This window comes from Streptococcus mitis, assembly GCF_009496155.1.
Lineage (GTDB): Bacteria > Bacillota > Bacilli > Lactobacillales > Streptococcaceae > Streptococcus > Streptococcus mitis_BQ.
Map to the genome: position 1 here is coordinate 91,332 of NZ_WIJP01000009.1, position 19,142 is coordinate 110,473.

Sequence of the window (19,142 nt, forward strand, 5' to 3'; positions counted from 1 at the left end):
AGAACTGATTTCTCAGTTCTTCATTAATCTTATTCCACACTAAATAGGTATGGGTAAACTGGTTGTTGACCTTGGTGAATCTCGACTTCAACGTCTTCGAATTCTTCTGCGATTTCTTGGGCAATTTCATTGGCAAGTTCTTCGCTTCCGTCTTCACCGACATAGAAGGTTACGATTTCACTGTCTTCATCCAACATATGTTTCAATGTTTCAGTCAAGGTTTGGTGCATATCAGGGTTTGACACGAGGATTTTCCCATCCACCATACCAAGATTATCGTTTTCATGGATTTCTAAGCCATCAATGGTTGTATCACGCACGGCTGTTGTGACGCTACCACTAACGACATCGCTGAGGGCTGCAGTCATACGTTCTTGGTTTTCTTCGATGGACTTGCTTGGATCAAAGGCAAGAAGACTTGTCAATCCTTGAGGAAGAGTGCGAGCCTCTACCACTACTGCTGGTTGCTCCAAAACTTCTGCTGCAGATTGAGCTGCCATGAAGATATTCTTGTTGTTTGGCAGGAAGATGATGTTACGAGCATTGACCTGTTCAACAGCCTTGATAAAGTCTTCTGTTGAAGGGTTCATAGTTTGACCGCCTTCGATAACATAGTCCACGCCTTGAGAACGGAAGATATCTGCTAGACCTTTACCAGCCACCACAGCAATCAAGGCATACTCTTTCTCTTCAGCTGGTTTGCTAACTTGAGCAGCTTCTTTCTCAACTTGAGCTTCGTGTTGGTTCCGCATATTGTCAACTTTTACCTTGACCAAGCTACCATATTTGAGACCTTCTTGCATAACAAGTCCTGGATCTTCTGTATGGACATGAACTTTTACGATTTCATCATCATTGACAACAAGGAGAGAATCCCCAAGTTCATTCAAGTAGTTACGGAATTCGTCGTAGTCAAAATCTTTGGCATAGGTTGGACCTTGCTTAAGAGCTACCATGATTTCAGTACAGTAACCAAAGGTGATGTCCTCAGTCGCTACGTGACCAGCTACGGACTTGTGGTGTTCTGCATTGATCATTTCACTCATGTTGGCAGGAGTCGCTACAAAGTCCTCAGATGCAATATATTCACCAGTAAGGGCTGAAAGGAAACCTTCATAGATGAAGACCAATCCTTGACCACCTGAGTCCACAACGCCAACTTCTTTCAATACTGGAAGCATGTCTGGCGTTTTAGCTAGAGCTGTTTTAGCACCTTCCAAGGCTGCGCGCATGACTTCAACAGCGTCATCTGTTTGCTCAGCCTTTTTCTTAGCACCAATAGCTGCCCCACGAGAAACTGTCAAAATCGTTCCTTCAACTGGTTTCATCACTGCCTTATAGGCAACTTCCACACCTGATTGGAAGGCGAGGGCCAAGTCTTGACCTGTTAACTCGTCTTTATCCTTGATGGCTTGTGAAAATCCACGGAAAAGCTGAGACGTAATAACGCCTGAGTTCCCACGCGCACCCATCAAAAGCCCTTTAGCAAGAATGCTCGCTACCTCGCCAACTGTAGAAGCTGGCTTGTCTGCAACTTCTTTAGCTCCATTTTCAATGGTCATTCCCATGTTTGTTCCAGTGTCTCCATCTGGAACTGGAAAGACGTTTAATGAATTGACATATTCAGCTTGCTTATTCAAGCGAGTTGATGCAGCCTGCACCATTTCTTGAAATAAGCTAGTAGTAATTTTTGACACGGTTATTCTCCTACAACTTTGATATTTTGAATGTAGACATTTACAGTCTGAGCAGTAATTCCAAGTTGGTTTTCCAAACTAAAACGGACACGCTCTTGAATGTTTTTTGACACTTCGCTAATCTTTGTTCCGTAGCTCAACACGGTATATACATCAACTGCAATACTGCCATCTTCGGCCGCTTTTACGACGACACCTTTGGAATAATTTTCCTTACCTAGAAGGGCTTGGAAATTATCTTTGAGGGCATTTTTACTAGCCATACCGACCACACCAAAAATCTCAGTTGCTGCTCCACCTACGACGGTTGCAATCACTTCATCTGTTAGTTCGATTTGACCATCTTTTGTATTAATTTTTACAGTCATCCTTTTTACCTCAACTAGTTGATACTCTATTTTATCATATTTCAGCCCAAGTGTAAAAGCAGAATACTGTATCAGCGGATATTTACTCCGTTTTCCAAATGATTTTATACCCACAACAAAAGAAAAAAGACCCTGAGGTCTCCTTTACTTTTATATATTAAACGCGTTCAACTTTACCTGATTTCAAAGCACGAGCTGAAGCCCAAACTTTTTTAGGTTTACCATCGATAAGAACAGTAACTTTTTGAAGGTTTGGTTTTACGGCACGTTTTGTTTGGTTCATCGCGTGTGAACGGTTGTTTCCTGATACAGTCTTACGACCTGTAAAGTAACATACTTTAGCCATTGTGTTTTCCTCCTATTAGATCTAATATAGCGGATGTGCTAGCACCACATACCGTACTATGTTATCACACTTTCTTCATTTTTGCAAGGGAATTGGAATATTTTTTTATTTAACATAAACAACTCCCAACTTCCCAAAAGCCACATCTCCACGAATAATCAAGGTTTTGCTGGTTGGGGCTAGAGGACTATCTGCCTTGGCTACACCACAGAAAGTTTCTACCTTTAAATCAACTCTCCAATGTTGGGGAACATAGATAACTGCATTGCCAAAACCGACTTCTATCTTCAAGGTTGCGCTATCTCCCAACATCTCTGCATTGTCATAATAAATCTTGGCATTGCCAAAACCAACTTCTACTTGATCCTCTACCAATTCTTGCTCTTGCTTGTAGAAAGTCCCCGTCCCAAAAGCGACTTCCTTATCTGTAAGAATGGTCTTTTTACCATCATACCACCATTTTTTCCCATTCCAAGTTCTGTTAGAATGAGTGAGTGCGCTGACACCCATTACGATTAAAATACTTGCCCAGAACAATGACTGATTGGGAATTGGTAAAATGCCATAAAAGTGGTTAGCAATCATTAAGGCTACTAGAGCTGTAAAAGAGGCTGAAGTTAAGTGACGACGCAACAAAGCTCCAACTGATTGATAGGCAAAAAAGGCAATACCGAGCAAGGGCCAAATTTTCCCACCGAATGAAGGGATTCCAAAATTGCCCTGCAATAATACTAAAGCTGCCAAAATGAGCAACACAATACCAAATGCTTTCTTTTTCATCTTGTTACCTCATGTTTCTTAGATTTTCTTTTAGGAGGGATTGATAATGCCGTGAGACATGAACCTCCTTGTGGGTTTGATAAAAGGAAATGGTGCCTGTTCCTGAAAAGGACTTATCCACCGAATAGACTTGCCGAATATTAGCAATAGTTGACTTGGATACCCGACTAAAATAGCGAGGAAGGATAGCCTCTAACTCATAGAGTTTAAGCCGAACCTCGTAGGCATCTTTCTGGGTATGGGCGTAAATCTTGCTACCTTCCGTCTCAAAGAAGAGAATTTCCGACAAGTCCAGATAATATTCACCTGTTCCCTTGTAAAAAATCAACCTAGGAGACTTGGACTCTTGCAAGAGACGTTGCAAATCAGCAATCTCATCTGTCAAGGCCGCTGCCTTGATGACAATTTCAGTTTCCTCTAAATTGCTGTCAATTTCGATTCGTAACTTCATTCCATCTCCTTTCTGACTCTACTATATCAAAGCCAAAATAAGAAAACAAGAGCAAAAAAGCAAGTGGTTACTTTAGACCTGTAAGTGGTTGTAGGATTACCTTAACTTACATGTCAAAATAGAAAGAAAATCATCCCCCACGCAAGACCGCTAGTATAACCAACCACTACATCCTTGGGATAATGCACTCCCCCTAAGACTCTCACTAGACCGAGGAAGGCTGACAAGACTAACAAGATAATCCCTAGAGATAAACTAGCATGAAAGCAAGCCATGGAGATAATGGTTGCTGAAAAGACATGACGACTGGGCATAGACTGACCAGGACTATCTCTGTCAAGCAAGGGTTTAATAGTCCATTTCTCATAAGGCCTAGGAGCATTGATTTTCTTACGAAGAAGGGACAAAATCACAAAACCTGTAGCAGGTACAAACACATAGATCAAGACCTGTTTCCCAAGTCCTTGTTGGAGATAGGTAATTGCTAACAAGGTTAGATAAATCATAGGCATAACTATCGTCATGAACCGATTGAAAGCTCTTAACAATCTCAGAAAGATAGGCCTATTCTCAATCTTACCAGCAATGTGGTCATACCATTCTTGATAATTTTTCATATATTTTCTCATCATTTACTCAAATTTTGCTTATAGGGAAGTACTTGTCTTCTAGTATAGTGTAGAAAAAGAAGGTCGTCAAGCCTTCTTTCGATTTATTCTTCTGCTTCGTCTTCTGTAAACTGACTGTTGTAGAGGTCAGCGTAGAAACCAGCTTGCGCCATCAGATCATCATGATTTCCTTGCTCGATGATATTGCCATCCTTCATAACAAGAATCAGGTCAGCATTTCGGATGGTTGACAAGCGGTGGGCGATGACAAAGGAAGTTCTGCCCTCCATCAAACGATCCATAGCATTCTGAATCAATTCCTCAGTCCGAGTATCAACAGAAGAAGTCGCCTCATCTAGGATTAGGAGTGGCGCATCTTTCAGCAAAGCACGAGCAATGGTCAAGAGTTGTTTTTGTCCGACAGACAAGGTTACTGTATCATCCAAGACGGTATCGTAACCATCTGGTAGGGTCATTATAAAGTGGTGAATCCCTACAGCCTTGCTGGCTTCAATCACGCGCTCATCACTAATATTCTTTTGGTTATAGATAAGATTGTCTCGGATAGTGCCTTCAAAGAGCCAGGTGTCCTGCAAGACCATTGAAAAGGCATCGTGTACTTCCGAACGCTTCATCTCCTTGGTATCGACACCATCGATACTGATGCTTCCCTTATCAATCTCATAAAACTTCATCAAAAGATTGACAATGGTTGTCTTACCAGCTCCGGTCGGTCCGACAATGGCAACCTTTTGACCTGCATGAGCAGTCGCAGAAAAGTCATTAATGATAGTTCGCTCTGGTGTGTAACCAAAGGAAACTCGATCAAAGACTACTTGACCTTTCATATCGATCAACTGTCTTTCTTTATGAGATTCGTCTCCCATTTCCTCTTCAGCTAGGAATTCGAAGACACGTCCCATGGCTGCACTAGCCTGCTGAAGGCTGGTAATCCCTTGAGCAATTTGGGAAAGGGGCTGAGAAAAGATACGAACGTAGGCCATAAAGGCAACGATAATCCCGATACTAATCTGCCCATTCAGAGCTAAGGCTGCACCAACGATAATCACTAAGGCATAGCTAAAGTTCCCAATAAACACCATAATCGGCATCATAATCCCTGAAATAAACTGAGATTTCCATATACTGTCATACAGACGATGGTTTAATTTCGCAAACTCTTCTTTCGTGCTCTCGATGGCATTGTAACTTGTCACCACATTATGGCCAGAGTACATTTCCTCCACATAACCATTGACAGCTGCCAAATCCTGTTGCTGACTCTTAAAGAAGCTCTGGGATTTACCCATAAAGATGGATACAAATGCAAATCCAACAAGGGTTGAAACAACCGTCACCAAGGCTAAAATCCAGTTCATTCCAAACATGGTTACCAAGACTGCTACGACCAATAAACTAGATGAAAGAACTGTTCCCAGACTTTGATTGAGGGACTGAGCTGCCGTGTCAACATCATTGGTTACACGAGACAAGGTATCCCCTTGAGAATGTCCATCAAAATATCTCAATGGTAGGCGATTAATTTTATCTGCAATAGCTGTTCTCAAACGCTCTGAAAAACGTTGAATGGCTGTTGTAAACAGGAAGGCCTGCAAATAATTTGATAAGAGTCCAATCACATAAATCACGGCCAAAAAATCACCAATAGCTGCAACCGCCGCGACATCCACACTTGTTTCCAAACCACTAGCAATAATATTAGTCATTTCCTTGATGCGGGTTGGACCATATACAGTAATAATATTGGATACGATTGTTGCTAGAAAGGCTATCAGAAGGGCAAACTGGAGGCCTGCAAGATAGGGCTTACTCTGTTTCCAGAGAGACATTTTCTTATTTTCCATGTTCCAATTCCTCCTTCGATAGTTGTGAATAGGCAATTTCTTGGTAAACTTCGTTATTAGCTAGAAGTTCCTTGTGGGTGCCTTGTCCCACGACTTTCCCTTGATCCAAGACCAAAATCAAATCTGCATCCATAATCGTTGAAATACGCTGTGCGACAATGAGCTTGGTCATAGACTTGGTTTTTTCAGCTAACTCTTGGCGTAGAACTCGGTCTGTCTTGTAGTCCAAAGCTGAGAAGGAGTCATCAAAGATGAGGATTTCTGGCTTCCGAGCCAAGGCACGCGCAATAGCCAGACGCTGTCTTTGACCACCTGAGAAGTTGGTTCCTCCTTGGGCTACTTCTGACGCCAATCCTGCTTCCTTGTCTTCGATAAAGTTCTTAGACTGGGCCAACTCCAAAGCCTGCCACATGGCCTGCTCACTAAGCGGTGTTTCTTGACTCTGTCCAAAGTCTAAATTGTCCTTGACATTACCTGAAAAGAGAACCGCTTTCTGAGGAATATAACCAACCTTGTTGCGCAAATCTTCTAAGGCATAGTCCTGAACATTGACACCGTCTACCAGAATTTCTCCTGCTGATACGTCGTAAAAACGTGGAATCAGATTGACCAGAGTTGATTTACCAGAACCTGTTGACCCAATAAAGGCCACTGTTTGACCCGCTTCTGCTTTAAAGCTAACATTCTCAATAACCGCCTCCGAATTTGTCGCATAGCGGAAGGTCACATCCTTAAATTCGACCTGACCTTGAAGGTTTTCATCAGCCTGCTGGACTTGAGCAGGATTTTGGATAGAGGAATGCAAATCTAGAACTTGATTAATCCGCTTAGCAGAAACCATGGTTCGGGGAAGAACGATGAAGAGCGCCCCCATGAGAAGGAAGCCCATGACAACCTGCATGGCATAAGACATGAAAACAACCATGTCACTAAAGAGAGGCAGACGCGCTGTTGGAGCAGCGTCGTTAATCACATAGGCCCCAATCCAGTAAATCGCCACACTTAAACCACTTGAAATCCCCATCATGATGGGATTCAAAATAGCCATAAGACGGTTGACAAACAAATTCAAACGTGTCAGCTCATCATTTGCTGCTGCAAATTTTTCATTTTGGTATTCTTCAGCATTGTAGGCGCGAACGACACGAATACCTGTTAAACTTTCACGAGTGATACTGTTCAGTTTATCAGTCAGACTTTGAATCAAGGACTGTTTTGGAAAGGCTAGGGTCATCAAGACTGTCGTCATCAAAACATTGACAATCACTGCTACAAGAACGGCCCAGAGCCAGTATTCTGAATGACCTAAAATCTTCCCGATAGCCCAGATAGCCATAATCGGACCACGCGTAACCACTTGCAAGCCCATGGTAATCAACATCTGAACCTGAGTAATATCATTGGTGGTACGAGTTAGGAGACTGGGAATAGAGAATTTCTTAATCTCTGTCTGCGAGTAATCCAAAACTCGGTTAAAAATATCACTTCTCAGCCTACTAGTATAAGAAGCGGCCACTCTGGACGCAAAAAATCCAACTGCAACTGCGGATAAGAAGGCTAGAAAGGACATTCCCACCATCATACTTGCTGGCTGCCACAACTCATCTAAGTTGGTTCCCTGAGTTCCTAGCAAATCCGTGATTTTAGAGATATAAGTTGGTACTTCCAACTCTAGATAGACCGAAAAGCAAGTAAAGAGAATGGCTAGTAAAATCATCCCCCATTCTTTTCTACTAATTCTTTTGGCTAATTTCTTCATTCTCTTCTCCTATTCCCTTGATATTTTCCTGCAGTTGACCGAGAACTTTCTCAAAAATCAGTAATTCATCTTCATCAATGCCTTCCATCAACTGCTTGTCTATTCGTTCAAAGAAGGCCTTAACCTGCTTCATTTGAGAACGTGCTTTGTCCGTCAAACGAACAAATTTTGCCCGCTTATCGCTAGGACTCGCCTCCAATTCCACCAAACCATTTTGCACCATACGCTTAACTAGATTACTAGCAACAGATTTGGTAATATTGAGTTCCTGCTCGATATCCTTAATCAAGACCAATTCTTGGTTTTTCTCACGATTATCCAAAAAACGCACAACCTGACCTTGAGGCCCACCCATAAATTCAATACCACAACGTTTGGCTTCCTTTTGCACCATGAGATGAATCTGATGACCAAAACGCTTAAAGACCAACATCGGTTTATCCATACTAACTCCTTTCTAACCATTGCATTTAGTTCTCCTAGAAACTAAATAAGTTTTCATGAGAACTATTTTATCATTTTCAGAAAAGATGTCAAGAAAAAAGTTTTCAAGAGAACTATTTTAGTTTAAATTGACATTAGGCAATATCTTTTATATAATAAGCACTAACTACTGTGGATAGAAATCCATTCACTCAATGAAGGGAGAAAACTTTCAAATGAAACCAGAAGAACAAAGAGTTTTAGGAATCTTAGCAACCATTTTTGGAGCCATCGCACTTTTAGGATCCTGGATCCCGTTTATTAACTATCATCGTTGTTCATCGCCATCGTCGCATTTATCTTGGGGATTATCGGCCTTATCGTCAACCTCAAAAAACGGAAAACAATGGCTATTATCGGAACATCCCTGGCAGTTGCCTCTGTTGTACTTTTCTTTACAAGTCAGGTACTATACGCTGATGTCTACAAAGAGTATGCCAAGGAGTTTAACCGTTCCTACATGGATACGAGTTCCTCAATGGAACGCGAAGAAAAAAGCGGCTTGACAGACGATACCTTCGCCTGAACCCAAGAACAGTTCGACGCCTTAATCGAAGGTGACCTTGACAACAAAGGAAAAGGTGGTACCAACTACGAGGATATTATCAACAAACACGGAAAGCCAGATTCCGAGTTTGACTTCACTCTTGGGGGGTTACGATACGAAAAAAATCACCTATATCTCCATTGGAGACAAGATCAAAACTGTTACCTTAACTTTTGCAAAAGATGACAATGGAGAGCTCTTGCTCGTCCAAAAACATCAGTCGGTCTAGGTCTAGAAAAAAACAATCAACAAAACGATTCTGAAACCTGAGTCTAAGTTCAAATATCAAAAAACGAACAGCTAGTAAAACTGTTCGTTTTTCTATTAGAATCCGTCTACGTTTGTGTAGATCTTTTGTACGTCTTCGTCGTCTTCAAGAACGCTGTAAAGTTTTTCAAAGGTTTCAAGGTCATCGCCTGACAATTCCACTTCTGACTGAGGAATCATTTCCAATTCAGTCACTTGGAATTCTTCGATACCTGACTCACGAAGGGCAACGATAGCCTTATGAAGGTCAGTTGGCGCTGTGTAAACTGTGATTGTACCTTCTTCTGCTTCTACATCATCCACATCCACATCTGCTTCTAGCAATTGCTCAAAGACTGCGTCCGCATCTTCACCTGCAAATACAATAACACCCTTATTGTCGAAGAGGTAAGAAACCGAACCTGAAGCACCCATGTTTCCGCCGTTTTTACCAAAGGCAGCACGGACATTGGCTGCTGTACGGTTAACGTTAGAAGTCAAGGTATCAACAATCAGCATAGAACCATTTGGCCCAAAACCTTCGTAACGTCCTTCTGTAAAGGTTTCGTCTGTGTTTCCTTTAGCCTTGTCCAAAGCCTTATCGATAACGTGTTTTGGCACTTGGGCTTGTTTAGCACGGTCGATAACGAATTTCAAGGCTGAGTTTGATTCTGGATCTGGATCACCTTTTTTAGCTGCTACATAGATTTCTACACCAAATTTTGCATATACTTTAGAGTTAGCTCCATCTTTAGCCGTTTTCTTGGCTACGATATTGGCCCATTTACGTCCCATTAGGAATCTCCTTTTTTCACATTTTAATCTTTCTTATTATAACACAAGTTTTTTCGATTTTCACTAGAGGAAATGGATTTTATTTAGCAAATCAAGCTAGGATGGTACTTTTGTTACCAAGATTTCCTTGCCTTCTTTTATCAAGGGGTGACGGAAAAGCGAAAAGTACAGTTGGATGGTCATGGCAACCCAGATTAGGGGTTCGCAAAGGATAACTCCCTTATAGCCCGCCCAAGGGATAATCAAGACCACAAAAGCGATTTTCCCGATTAGTTCTATAAAGCTAGAAAGCAGAGGAAGGACTTTTTGCCCCAAGCCCTGCAAGCAATTACGATAAATCAACAAGAGACTCAAAATAGGATAAAAGGCTGAGCTGATTTGCAAATAGAGACTGCCATTTTCTACCAAATAACCATCCGTTGAACTAGCCAAGAAGGAAACCAAGGGTGGACTGGCAAAAAAGAGGAAGATACAAACAAAAACTGCCCAGGATATACTTAAACGACTGCCGATTCGAAGTCCTTGAACAATGCGGTCTGGTCGCTTAGCTCCTAGATTCTGAGAAGCAAAGGTCGTCATCGAAGCAGAAATAGCGGTCATAGGAAGAAGGGCGAAAGCCATAATGCGTCGAGCCGCCGTCTGGGCACTAATAATCACTGCACCAAAGGTATTAACAGAAGACTGTAAAATCACACTGCCTATAGATACAATTGAACTCATCAAGCCCATAGCCAAACCTTGCTCCAAAAGATCCACATACAAAGCCTTGTCCCATTTAAAATGTTTCAGCTGAGGTAGAAGTTCTGGCACACTCTTACGGATATAATAAAAGCAGAGAACCGCTGATAAGCCTTGCGAAATGATGGTAGCAAGTCCCGCAGATTGAACTCCAAGATGCAATTGCGTAATAAAATAGAGATCGAGAAACACATTAACCAAGGCAGAGAAAATCAGAAATCCCAGAGCTGCCAGACTATCCCCAATAGAACGCAACAAGCCTGCAAAGAGATTATAGGCAAAACTAACACCGACACAGGTCACAATCATAGAAATATATTGATAAGATTGAGGAAGGATTTCTGTAGGGGTATCCAAGTACTGTAAAAGTGGATACAATCCCAGAAAACCCAGCAGCATAACCACAATACTCAACAGAGCTCCTAAAATCCAGGTGGCTGCTACTGCTTCCTTGATCTTTGTAAAATTCCGAGCCCCGTAATAACGGGCAATGACAATCCCCATGCCATTGCCAACACCAAGAGTAAAACCTACAATCAGATCAAAAATCGCTGTCGTCGCTCCTACTGCAGCCAAGGATTCTTGACCAAGAAATCGTCCAACAATCAAGACATCAGCAGTATTATAGAGCTGTTGAAAAATATTTGATAGCAAGATTGGGAAGACAAAACTCAAGAGAGAGGGAAGAATCGAGCCATGAATCAAATCCACTGTTCGTTTTTTATTCATAAGGCTATTATATCAGCTTTCTAGAGGAGCGACAAGAAACAGCAAACTATGCGTGAGCTGAAAACCAGAACAAGGCAACAAAAAAGCAGTGGATTCCTCCACTACTTTGACAGCTTATACTCAATGAAAATCAAAAAGCAAACTAGAAAGCTAGCCACAGACAGTACTTGAGTACGGCAAGGCGAAGCTGACGTGGTTTGGATTTGATTTTCGAAGAGTATTATTCTTCAATTTCGATTTCAAGCTCGTCGCCTAGGTCAAGAGTTACTTCTTCATTCACTGAATCTGCTTGAACTGCTTCATCTTTTTTGGTTTCAACATCTTCTACAGTAGCTTCTTCTCCATCAATCAAGCCAAATTTAGAACGGACTTGCTTATCAATTTCATCAAAGATTTCTGGGTGCTCTGCCAAGTATTTCTTAGCATTCTCAGAACCTTGCCCGATTTTTTCATCCTTGTATGAGTACCAAGCCCCTGCTTTTTTGATAATATCCAAGTCGCTTGCAATCTTCAAGAGTTCACCAGTCTTAGAAATTCCTTCTCCGTACATAATTTCAACTACGGCTTCCTTAAATGGTGGAGCCACCTTATTTTTTACAACCTTAATCTTAGTTTCTTTACCGACATTGGTTTCTTTTTGGTCACCAGTTCCCTTAATTTGTGTATTACCACGAACATCCAAGCGGACTGAAGCGTAGAATTTCAGAGCACGTCCACCAGGAGTTGTTTCTGGATTTCCAAACATGACCCCAACTTTTTCACGCAATTGGTTGATAAAGATGGCAATTGTTTTGGTTTTATTGATAGAAGCACCAAGCTTACGCATGGCCTGGCTCATCATACGAGCCTGCAAACCAACGTGGCTATCACCGATATCTCCATCAATTTCCGCACGAGGTACAAGGGCCGCAACTGAGTCGACCACGACAAGATCCACAGCACCTGAGTCAATCAATTTTCCTGCAATCTCAAGACCTTGCTCTCCTGAGTCTGGTTGAGACAAGAGCAATTCGTCAATATTGACACCAAGGGCCGCAGCATAAGCTGGATCGAGGGCATGTTCCGCATCGATAAAGGCTGCAATACCACCTTCTTTTTGTGCTTGTGCAACTGCATGAAGGGCAACTGTTGTCTTACCAGATGACTCTGGCCCATAGATTTCGATGATACGTCCCTTAGGATAACCACCTGAGCCAAGGGCAATGTCAAGTGCCAAGGAACCTGAGCTCATCACTTGCACCTTTTGCTCGGCACGTTCACCCAAACGCATGATTGATCCTTTACCAAAGTCTTTCTCAATCAGTTTAAGAGCGTCATTCAAGGCTTTTTCACGTTCAGCCCCGAATTTTTTTGAAATTTCATCTAATTTTTTTGGTTTTTTCGCCATTCTATTCTCCTACATTCTAATGATCCTTAGACCTATCTACTATTATATCAAAAGTTAGTCACTTAATAAAGCCTTGCGAACTAGGTTAAAGGCATGCATAACCGCAATGTGACGTACATCCGCTCGACTTCTGCCTCCAATATTAACCTTGATGACTTCAGTTTCATGCTCCTGTGCCAAGCCTATGAAGACTGTCCCAGCTGGGTGCCCTTCTAAGCTATCCGGTCCTGCTACTCCAGTCAAACTAATTCCAAAATCAGACTGGGTCTTGCTTCGTGCCTGCTCAGCCATCTTCTGGGCTGTATATGCAGACACAACACCATGTTCTTCCAAATACTTAATAGGAATATCCAACATCTTTGATTTTTCCTCCAAGCTATAGGTCACAAAACCACCCTTAAATATACTTGAAGCTCCTGAAAAATCCGCCACAGTAGCTTGGAAAAGACCTGCTGTCAAGCTCTCTGCAGCCGTGATGGTTTTCCTCTGTTTTTTCAGTTCTTCTACCACAATGCTGGCCAAGCTAGTTTCTTCCCCATACCCATAACAAAGGTCTCGTAAAGAAAGACCTTCAAAGGTTTGGTGACCTAAGATTTGATTTTCCAAGATATCCAGCGCTTGATTAACCTCTCCTTGACTACTAGCTTTTGTTGACAGACGCAGGGTTACCTCTCCTGTCTTGGCATAAGGTGCTAAGGTCGGATCTGTTTGATTGTCAATTAAATCAGCCAAAATGGTCACCAGCTGACTTTCGCCAATTCCAAAGAAACGAAGAACTCGGGAATACAGCTTGCTCCCTGTCATCAACTTGGGTAGAAGTTGGTTTAAGACCATGGGTTTCAATTCACTTGGTGGACCAGGAAGGACGACATAGGTCACTCCGTCTACTTCCGACACCCCTCCTACTGCTAAACCTGTCTCATTTGGCAGTGGAGTTGCCCCTGCTACAAGTTGAGCTTGTCTTTCATTATTCGGTGTTCGGGCATAGTCTGGTCTCTGGGCAAAAAAAACATCCAACTTCGCCTGCGCCTGAGGATCGAAAACTAATTCTTTCCCTAAGAATTTAGCTAGAGTTTGTTTGGTTAAGTCATCCTCAGTCGGTCCCAAACCACCTGTCAAAATCACCAAACTGCTACGTTGACTGGCAATCTCAAGCAAAGACAAAAGACGAGCTTCATTGTCTCCTACAGCCGTCTGAAAATATACATCTACCCCAATTTCTGCTAGTTTTTCTGATAAAAACTGGGCATTGGTATTAACAATCTGTCCTGTCAAAATCTCTGTTCCAACAGCAATGATTTCTGCTTTCATGTTTCCTCCTACCTATCTATTCGTATTTTTTTGAAAAAATCGCAGGAAATTTCCCACGATTGATTTTTTATTTGTATCAAAAAACGAACTATTCTACTTCATTTGTTACAAAGACGCCTTGTTGTTGATTATCCCCATTATCAACAGGCAACCGTCCAAACAAATCTTCAAATAAGACAGCATTTGTTTCAAGTTGAGTGACTTCTTCTTGTTCCAAAGAACGTCGCAATATATTCTGCATTTCCAACATATGCTCTCTAGAAACAATCTGATAAGAAATACCTTGCAACATCTCTCCCTCACCCTTCAACTGTTGTGATTCAATAGTTTTAAACGAATCCTTGTAACCTAACAAGCTTGGAATACTTTTTGCAGATAAATCAATATTAGTCTGCATATTAGTGCTTAGAGCTTTTAAAATAGATTGGTAGTGACTAACACTATTCAAACTAAGAACTTTTTCAACAACTTTTTGAATGACTTCACGTTGTCTCTTTTGACGTCCGTAGTCCCCTTCTGGATCCTGGTAACGCATGCGAGAATAAACAAGCGCTTCTTCTCCATTTAGAGTTTGCTGCCCAACACCAATAGAAATGGTGTTAAATTCCTCTTGATCACTAATGGAAATCGGAAAACCTAGAGTATTATTGACAGTAACTCCCCCTACCGCATCGACTAATTGTTGCAAACCTTGCATATTGACCATAATATAGCGGTCAATATGAATGTTCATCATCTTCTGAATAGTTGAGATAGCTAATTCTGCACCTCCTCCAGCATAGGCAGCATTCAATTTTGCTTCCTCAATCCGCCCATCTTTTTGCTGAATTTTTGTCAAAATATCTCGCTCTAAGCTCAACATTGTTGTCTTTTTCGTATGAGGATTAACCGTTAAGAGAATCATAGAATCACTATTCCCCTCCCAAGTGTCGGTTCGTTCCACATTTCCAGTATCAACTCCCATCAAAAGAATCGTTAAGGGTTCAGTAGCCTCAATAACATTGGTTTCTTCCCCAATTTTTTTATAGGTCCGTGATAAGGTTTCCGTACCTTGCTGATAAATAGTATAAGCGAAGACACCCACACCCAAAATTGTCACAGCTAGAAAAGCTAGCACCATTCCAATAATTTTTTTAACCATATTTCTATTAATCTATCAGTCTACCCATCAGGTAAACATCGATAAATTCCCCTTCCTCTATGTACGCACCGCGCTCTTGTCTACCTTCAATTGCAAAGCCATGCTTTTGATATAAATGAACTGCCGCCAGATTACGAGTTTGGACAGTGAGTTGAAGTCTACGAAGAATGCCACTTGCCTGCGCCCATTCTACGACTTCTTCAAGCAATAAACTTCCCAGTCCATTATTCCAATATTTCTTACCAATCACAATAAAGAGATCTCCAATATGACGAACTCTCTTGCGTTGGTCAGCTGTAATATTTACAATACCAGCAATTTTATCATTTAAGAATGCAAGTAAGGTTATCTGATTGTCCCAACTAGCTTGCTTGTTGAGGAATATTGCCATCTCCTCACTGGTCAAGAGAATACCATCTCCGTCTAGACTGGTAAAATCTGTCTCCAAACTCACACAATTTAAAAACGTCACTAATTCAGCTGCATCTTCAGCTTCTGCTTCCCTAATGAGCAATTCATACTCCATGTTGAAGCTCCTCTAAGAGTTTTTCTGCGCGCAAACCCTTTGCTTGGAAATGTAATCTGCGACCGTCTTCTTCTTTTAAAATTTCCAATTCTAAATAAGTATCTGGCAAGGCATCACCTAAAAGATTCCCCCACTCGATGACAGTCACCCCGCCACCAAAGAGAAACTCATCCAAATCGATAGAATCCGCATCCCCCTCAATACGATAAACATCTAAATGGTAAAGGGGTAGACGACCTTCATACTCTCTTACGATAGTGTAGGTTGGACTCTTAATCATCTGAGTAATCTGTAACCCTTTAGCTAGACCTTTTGTAAAGGTCGTTTTGCCTGCTCCAAGTTCTCCAGTTAAGATTAAAACATCATTCTTTTCTAATAGATGACCCAAACGCTCACCTAAGGCTTGCAGCTCTTCTTCATTTTTTGTGTACATATTCTTATTATACCAAAAACTTTTCTTTTGTGTCTATTTTCCTGCTAAACTTATACTCAATGAAAATCAAAGGTAACTTCTCAAAGTAACTTCCACTTGGCTAGCCGAAGTGGAAATTAGTCTAAAACGGATTTTTATGGTGGAATTAAGTATGAGACGTTTGAGTTAGAAATGAGGTCCACTATGACAAAACATAAACACCTTACCCTTTCAGACCGTAATGATATCCAATTAGGCTTAGAGCGCGGGGAAACCTTCAAAGCTATTGGACAATCCATTCTAAAAGACCCGACTACTGTTTCTAAAGAAGTCAAGCGAAACAGACAAATTAGAGACTCGACCTCTAACAACCTTCCCTGCCCTCTACTAGATAAAGCTCCCTTTGTCTGTAACTGCTGTCCTAAAAGAAGACAAAATTGTGACTATCAGAAAATCTTCTACCTCGCTAAACAAGCTCAAAAACAATACGAACAAACTCTTGTCGAAGCTCGTGAAGGGACTCCCCTTAACTCGCAGACTTTCTGGGACATGGACAAAGTCATTTCTGATGGTGTTAAAAAGGGACAACACATCTATCATATCCTCAAAACTCATAACCTTGATGTCAGCTCCTCAACTGTCTATCGACACATCCGAAAAGGATACCTATCTATCGCTCCGATTGATTTAGCCAGAGCCGTTAAATTCAAAGAAAGACGGAAAAGTAAGTTACCTTCCATCCCTAAAGAAGCTAAAAAAGGACGTTCCTATGAGGATTTCCAAAATTATTTAGCTCTTAACCAACTGAACTACTGGCTGGAAATGGACACCGTTATGGGCAGGATAGGAGGTAAAGTCCTACTCACCTTCAATCTCTCTTTCTGTAACTTTATCTTCGCTAGACTTATGGATAATAAAACTGCCCTTGAGGTTACCAAACACCTCTATAAGCTCAAGAACACTCTTCACCAAGCTGACAAAGATTTCTTCCTACTCTTTCCTGTCATCCTCACAGATAATGGTGGAGAGTTTGCCAGGGTTGATGACATCGAAATGGATGTTCGAGGAGAAAGTAAACTTTTCTTTTGTGCCCCTAATCGCTCTGACCAGAAAGGCAGAATTGAGAAAAATCACACGCTGATTCGCGACATTTTACCTAAGGGAACTTCCTTTGACAACTTAACTCAAGAGGACGTCAATCTCGTTTGTTCGCATGTCAACAGTGTCAAACGGGCTGCTTTGAATGGAAAGTCAGCCTATGAACTTTTTGCCTTTACTTATGGAGAAGAGATTCCTAAGCTTCTCGGTATTTCTAAAATACCTGCAGAAGATGTCTGCCAGTCTTCTACATTACTCCAACATAAAATCTAAAAACTAACCTAAACCCCCATTCAAACGTCTCACACTAACTTCCACCATAGCGGAACTTAATCTGAAACGCCTTCAGATGAGGGGATTTTGTGCGCTCTTTTTTTCGATACCTTTCGGCTACAAAAGCGATGAAATCAAGCATTAGTAAAACCAGTGGAACTTACCCTGACACGGATTTCCACTGGTTTTTATGATTTTTATCAGACTAACTTCCACTTGGATTAGCAGTGGAAGTTAGTTTGGGAATTTAGCGTAGGAGCGAAAAAAACCAACCTCAGGACCAATGTCATTAAGTTAGTTATCTAACGACTTGAATAGGAGGTGTGATTGAGGTCATCAAGGTGATTCTCTATCGCATCTTCTGTTTTTTTGCATGACAAATAAAGGTTTTTTCATCCTATTTTTTGAGATTTATGTTACTCTATAGATGAAATCAACTACCGATTGAGCCTTTATCTTTCTTGGATATTTTCGATTCGGTCGAATAATAGATAACTGTTTTTTGAGGTAGTTTTTCAACTGGAGAGAAGAAAGGGAACCGTTTAAAAATAAACGGCAGGCATAAGCCGCATCTGAGAAACACACTTTATATCTTTGCTTTTTGTGACTACTGTCGATGGCAACTTGCGAGGTTACCCAACGACAAAAGTTAAAATTTGTAAAACGAGCAAAGATTTCTTGGAGAATCCCTTCCTTCTTTTTTGCATGAAAATTGACCAAGCCAACACTGTATTTCAGGTCACGAAAACTAGTCTCTATGCCCCATCTGCTGGCGTAGAGATTTTTTAATTCTTGGACTGAATAGTCTGTATTTGTCACTAAAGTTTCGTATTTTCCTTCTTCCACTTCTAAACGCACCATACGAAAAGGAAGCTCATAGAGTGCTACAGGATCCTGTTTTTGACTTGTTTCTGGAAGAAAATCAAAAGTAGAATTGTGCGGAATAAAATGATAGTCATTGGGAAAATCATGATAAAGTTTTTTAAACTGCTTGGTTTGTTTTCGTGATAATGTTAGAGAAAATGTTTGATCAAAACACTCTGTATTTGGCAAGTTGAAGGAGGAACGCATGGATTGTTTTCCATCTCGAATACGGATGATATAAAGGCAACCTTTTTCTTGAAAATGAGCCATAAGATTGTAACTTTCATAGCCTCTATCCATAATAACAAGAGCTTTCTCGAAAGGGAGAAGTCTCCATCATCTGAATCAGAGCTAAGCGCTCATGTTGTGCATGTTTGTCTTGAATAAAAACATCTCGATACACTCCAGTCGTCAAGTCGTATAGGGCATTTATGTGCATAAGATTATAGGATTTAACGAGCCCACTGAAAAAGTCATCAACTTGATGGCTTTTTTTGTTATACTAGAGATGAAGTGAAATCATGCTTGATAATCAGTTAACTATGGATGTCAGTCCTTATTTTAGTTTGTATAATATCGTTGTTCCTAAAACCCACTTTTTACGTCAGCTAACTGAACTCTGTGATTTTAGCTTTATTTATGATGAACTAGAAAAGAATTATCATCCCGATTTTGGGCGTAAAGCTTATTCACCGATTATGATGTTCAAATATCTTTT

Annotated in this window: 17 protein-coding genes and 3 pseudogenes; 3 read left to right on the plus strand and 17 right to left on the minus strand. The window is 41.1% G+C overall.

Annotation, left to right across the window (positions count from 1 at the left end):
- Positions 1-29 precede the first annotated feature (29 nt).
- From GEZ84_RS06870 to GEZ84_RS06910, 9 genes are all read right to left on the minus strand, one after another.
- Positions 30-1,697: a DAK2 domain-containing protein gene (locus GEZ84_RS06870; RefSeq protein ID WP_000036655.1), complete on the minus strand. Its 1,668-nt coding sequence runs from the start codon at positions 1,695-1,697 to the stop codon at positions 30-32.
- A gap of 2 nt (positions 1,698-1,699) precedes the next feature.
- Positions 1,700-2,065 (minus strand): Asp23/Gls24 family envelope stress response protein, encoded by a 366-nt coding sequence (locus GEZ84_RS06875; RefSeq protein ID WP_000216437.1) that lies wholly within the window; start codon positions 2,063-2,065, stop codon positions 1,700-1,702.
- Positions 2,066-2,222: 157 nt separating this feature from the next.
- On the minus strand, positions 2,223-2,411 hold the full coding sequence (rpmB, locus tag GEZ84_RS06880; RefSeq protein WP_001140948.1) for a 50S ribosomal protein L28: 189 nt from the start codon (positions 2,409-2,411) through the stop codon (positions 2,223-2,225).
- Positions 2,412-2,516: 105 nt separating this feature from the next.
- Entirely contained in the window at positions 2,517-3,191 is a 675-nt protein-coding gene (locus GEZ84_RS06885) for a LiaF transmembrane domain-containing protein (protein WP_153223983.1), read from the minus strand.
- Positions 3,192-3,195: 4 nt separating this feature from the next.
- Positions 3,196-3,642 carry a LytTR family DNA-binding domain-containing protein gene (locus GEZ84_RS06890; protein ID WP_000776606.1) on the minus strand — a complete coding sequence of 149 codons (447 nt, stop codon included), beginning with the start codon at positions 3,640-3,642 and terminating at the stop codon, positions 3,196-3,198.
- Between the two features lie 113 nt (positions 3,643-3,755).
- Positions 3,756-4,259: a phosphatase PAP2 family protein gene (locus tag GEZ84_RS06895; protein WP_194252041.1), complete on the minus strand. Its 504-nt coding sequence runs from the start codon at positions 4,257-4,259 to the stop codon at positions 3,756-3,758.
- A gap of 95 nt (positions 4,260-4,354) precedes the next feature.
- The gene (locus GEZ84_RS06900) at positions 4,355-6,115 is read right to left on the minus strand and encodes an ABC transporter ATP-binding protein (RefSeq protein ID WP_153223985.1); all 1,761 of its coding nucleotides are present in this window, start codon (positions 6,113-6,115) and stop codon (positions 4,355-4,357) included.
- Positions 6,105-7,874: an ABC transporter ATP-binding protein gene (locus tag GEZ84_RS06905; RefSeq protein ID WP_153223986.1), complete on the minus strand. Its 1,770-nt coding sequence runs from the start codon at positions 7,872-7,874 to the stop codon at positions 6,105-6,107. The genes GEZ84_RS06900 and GEZ84_RS06905 overlap by 11 nt, the downstream gene beginning before the upstream one ends.
- On the minus strand, positions 7,849-8,319 hold the full coding sequence (locus GEZ84_RS06910; protein ID WP_153223987.1) for a MarR family winged helix-turn-helix transcriptional regulator: 471 nt from the start codon (positions 8,317-8,319) through the stop codon (positions 7,849-7,851). The genes GEZ84_RS06905 and GEZ84_RS06910 overlap by 26 nt, the downstream gene beginning before the upstream one ends.
- A gap of 214 nt (positions 8,320-8,533) precedes the next feature.
- Between GEZ84_RS06910 and GEZ84_RS06915 the strand changes: the two are divergent.
- A pseudogene (locus GEZ84_RS06915) lies at positions 8,534-9,174 on the plus strand (CD20-like domain-containing protein).
- A gap of 54 nt (positions 9,175-9,228) precedes the next feature.
- Here the strand turns inward: GEZ84_RS06915 and GEZ84_RS06920 are convergent.
- The 7 genes from GEZ84_RS06920 to tsaE form a co-directional block, all read right to left on the minus strand.
- Positions 9,229-9,945 carry a YebC/PmpR family DNA-binding transcriptional regulator gene (locus GEZ84_RS06920; RefSeq protein WP_000532882.1) on the minus strand — a complete coding sequence of 239 codons (717 nt, stop codon included), beginning with the start codon at positions 9,943-9,945 and terminating at the stop codon, positions 9,229-9,231.
- 96 nt (positions 9,946-10,041) lie between these two features.
- Positions 10,042-11,412 carry an MATE family efflux transporter gene (locus tag GEZ84_RS06925; protein ID WP_153223988.1) on the minus strand — a complete coding sequence of 457 codons (1,371 nt, stop codon included), beginning with the start codon at positions 11,410-11,412 and terminating at the stop codon, positions 10,042-10,044.
- 220 nt (positions 11,413-11,632) lie between these two features.
- A complete protein-coding gene (gene recA, locus GEZ84_RS06930) occupies positions 11,633-12,799 on the minus strand; it encodes a recombinase RecA (RefSeq protein ID WP_153223989.1) in 1,167 nt (388 codons plus the stop codon).
- Between the two features lie 54 nt (positions 12,800-12,853).
- Complete coding sequence (locus tag GEZ84_RS06935; protein ID WP_153223990.1) at positions 12,854-14,110, minus strand: competence/damage-inducible protein A; 1,257 nt, start codon at positions 14,108-14,110, stop codon at positions 12,854-12,856.
- Between the two features lie 88 nt (positions 14,111-14,198).
- On the minus strand, positions 14,199-15,251 hold the full coding sequence (gene brpA / locus GEZ84_RS06940; protein ID WP_153223991.1) for a biofilm formation/cell division transcriptional regulator BrpA: 1,053 nt from the start codon (positions 15,249-15,251) through the stop codon (positions 14,199-14,201).
- Between the two features lie 7 nt (positions 15,252-15,258).
- Complete coding sequence (locus tag GEZ84_RS06945; protein WP_153223992.1) at positions 15,259-15,777, minus strand: GNAT family N-acetyltransferase; 519 nt, start codon at positions 15,775-15,777, stop codon at positions 15,259-15,261.
- Positions 15,767-16,210 carry a tRNA (adenosine(37)-N6)-threonylcarbamoyltransferase complex ATPase subunit type 1 TsaE gene (gene tsaE, locus GEZ84_RS06950; protein WP_000288242.1) on the minus strand — a complete coding sequence of 148 codons (444 nt, stop codon included), beginning with the start codon at positions 16,208-16,210 and terminating at the stop codon, positions 15,767-15,769. Before tsaE ends, GEZ84_RS06945 begins: the two co-directional genes overlap by 11 nt.
- 183 nt (positions 16,211-16,393) lie before the next feature.
- Here tsaE and GEZ84_RS06955 point away from each other — a divergent pair, with 183 nt between their 5' ends.
- Complete coding sequence (locus tag GEZ84_RS06955) at positions 16,394-17,560, plus strand: IS30 family transposase (protein WP_153223993.1); 1,167 nt, start codon at positions 16,394-16,396, stop codon at positions 17,558-17,560.
- A 411-nt stretch (positions 17,561-17,971) separates the two neighbouring features.
- Here GEZ84_RS06955 and GEZ84_RS06960 read toward each other — a convergent pair.
- Positions 17,972-18,872 (minus strand): annotated as a pseudogene (locus tag GEZ84_RS06960) (IS4 family transposase); the annotation flags it as partial.
- 73 nt (positions 18,873-18,945) lie between these two features.
- On the opposite strand from GEZ84_RS06960, the pseudogene GEZ84_RS06965 reads away from it, so the two are divergent.
- Positions 18,946-19,142: pseudogene (locus tag GEZ84_RS06965) on the plus strand (IS5/IS1182 family transposase); the annotation flags it as partial.

What these genes read in the sequence shown, in the direction of transcription:
- GEZ84_RS06875 (WP_000216437.1), bottom strand. Translation starts at nt 2,065, where the DNA reads ATGACTGTAAAAATTAATACAAAAGATGGTCAAATCGAACTAACAGAT.
- rpmB (WP_001140948.1), bottom strand. Translation starts at nt 2,411, where the DNA reads ATGGCTAAAGTATGTTACTTTACAGGTCGTAAGACTGTATCAGGAAAC.
- GEZ84_RS06885 (WP_153223983.1), bottom strand. Translation starts at nt 3,191, where the DNA reads ATGAAAAAGAAAGCATTTGGTATTGTGTTGCTCATTTTGGCAGCTTTA.
- GEZ84_RS06890 (WP_000776606.1), bottom strand. Translation starts at nt 3,642, where the DNA reads ATGAAGTTACGAATCGAAATTGACAGCAATTTAGAGGAAACTGAAATT.
- GEZ84_RS06895 (WP_194252041.1), bottom strand. Translation starts at nt 4,259, where the DNA reads ATGAAAAATTATCAAGAATGGTATGACCACATTGCTGGTAAGATTGAG.
- GEZ84_RS06900 (WP_153223985.1), bottom strand. Translation starts at nt 6,115, where the DNA reads ATGGAAAATAAGAAAATGTCTCTCTGGAAACAGAGTAAGCCCTATCTT.
- GEZ84_RS06905 (WP_153223986.1), bottom strand. Translation starts at nt 7,874, where the DNA reads ATGAAGAAATTAGCCAAAAGAATTAGTAGAAAAGAATGGGGGATGATT.
- GEZ84_RS06910 (WP_153223987.1), bottom strand. Translation starts at nt 8,319, where the DNA reads ATGGATAAACCGATGTTGGTCTTTAAGCGTTTTGGTCATCAGATTCAT.
- GEZ84_RS06920 (WP_000532882.1), bottom strand. Translation starts at nt 9,945, where the DNA reads ATGGGACGTAAATGGGCCAATATCGTAGCCAAGAAAACGGCTAAAGAT.
- GEZ84_RS06925 (WP_153223988.1), bottom strand. Translation starts at nt 11,412, where the DNA reads ATGAATAAAAAACGAACAGTGGATTTGATTCATGGCTCGATTCTTCCC.
- recA (WP_153223989.1), bottom strand. Translation starts at nt 12,799, where the DNA reads ATGGCGAAAAAACCAAAAAAATTAGATGAAATTTCAAAAAAATTCGGG.
- GEZ84_RS06935 (WP_153223990.1), bottom strand. Translation starts at nt 14,110, where the DNA reads ATGAAAGCAGAAATCATTGCTGTTGGAACAGAGATTTTGACAGGACAG.
- brpA (WP_153223991.1), bottom strand. Translation starts at nt 15,251, where the DNA reads ATGGTTAAAAAAATTATTGGAATGGTGCTAGCTTTTCTAGCTGTGACA.
- GEZ84_RS06945 (WP_153223992.1), bottom strand. Translation starts at nt 15,777, where the DNA reads ATGGAGTATGAATTGCTCATTAGGGAAGCAGAAGCTGAAGATGCAGCT.
- tsaE (WP_000288242.1), bottom strand. Translation starts at nt 16,210, where the DNA reads ATGTACACAAAAAATGAAGAAGAGCTGCAAGCCTTAGGTGAGCGTTTG.
- GEZ84_RS06955 (WP_153223993.1), top strand. Translation starts at nt 16,394, where the DNA reads ATGACAAAACATAAACACCTTACCCTTTCAGACCGTAATGATATCCAA.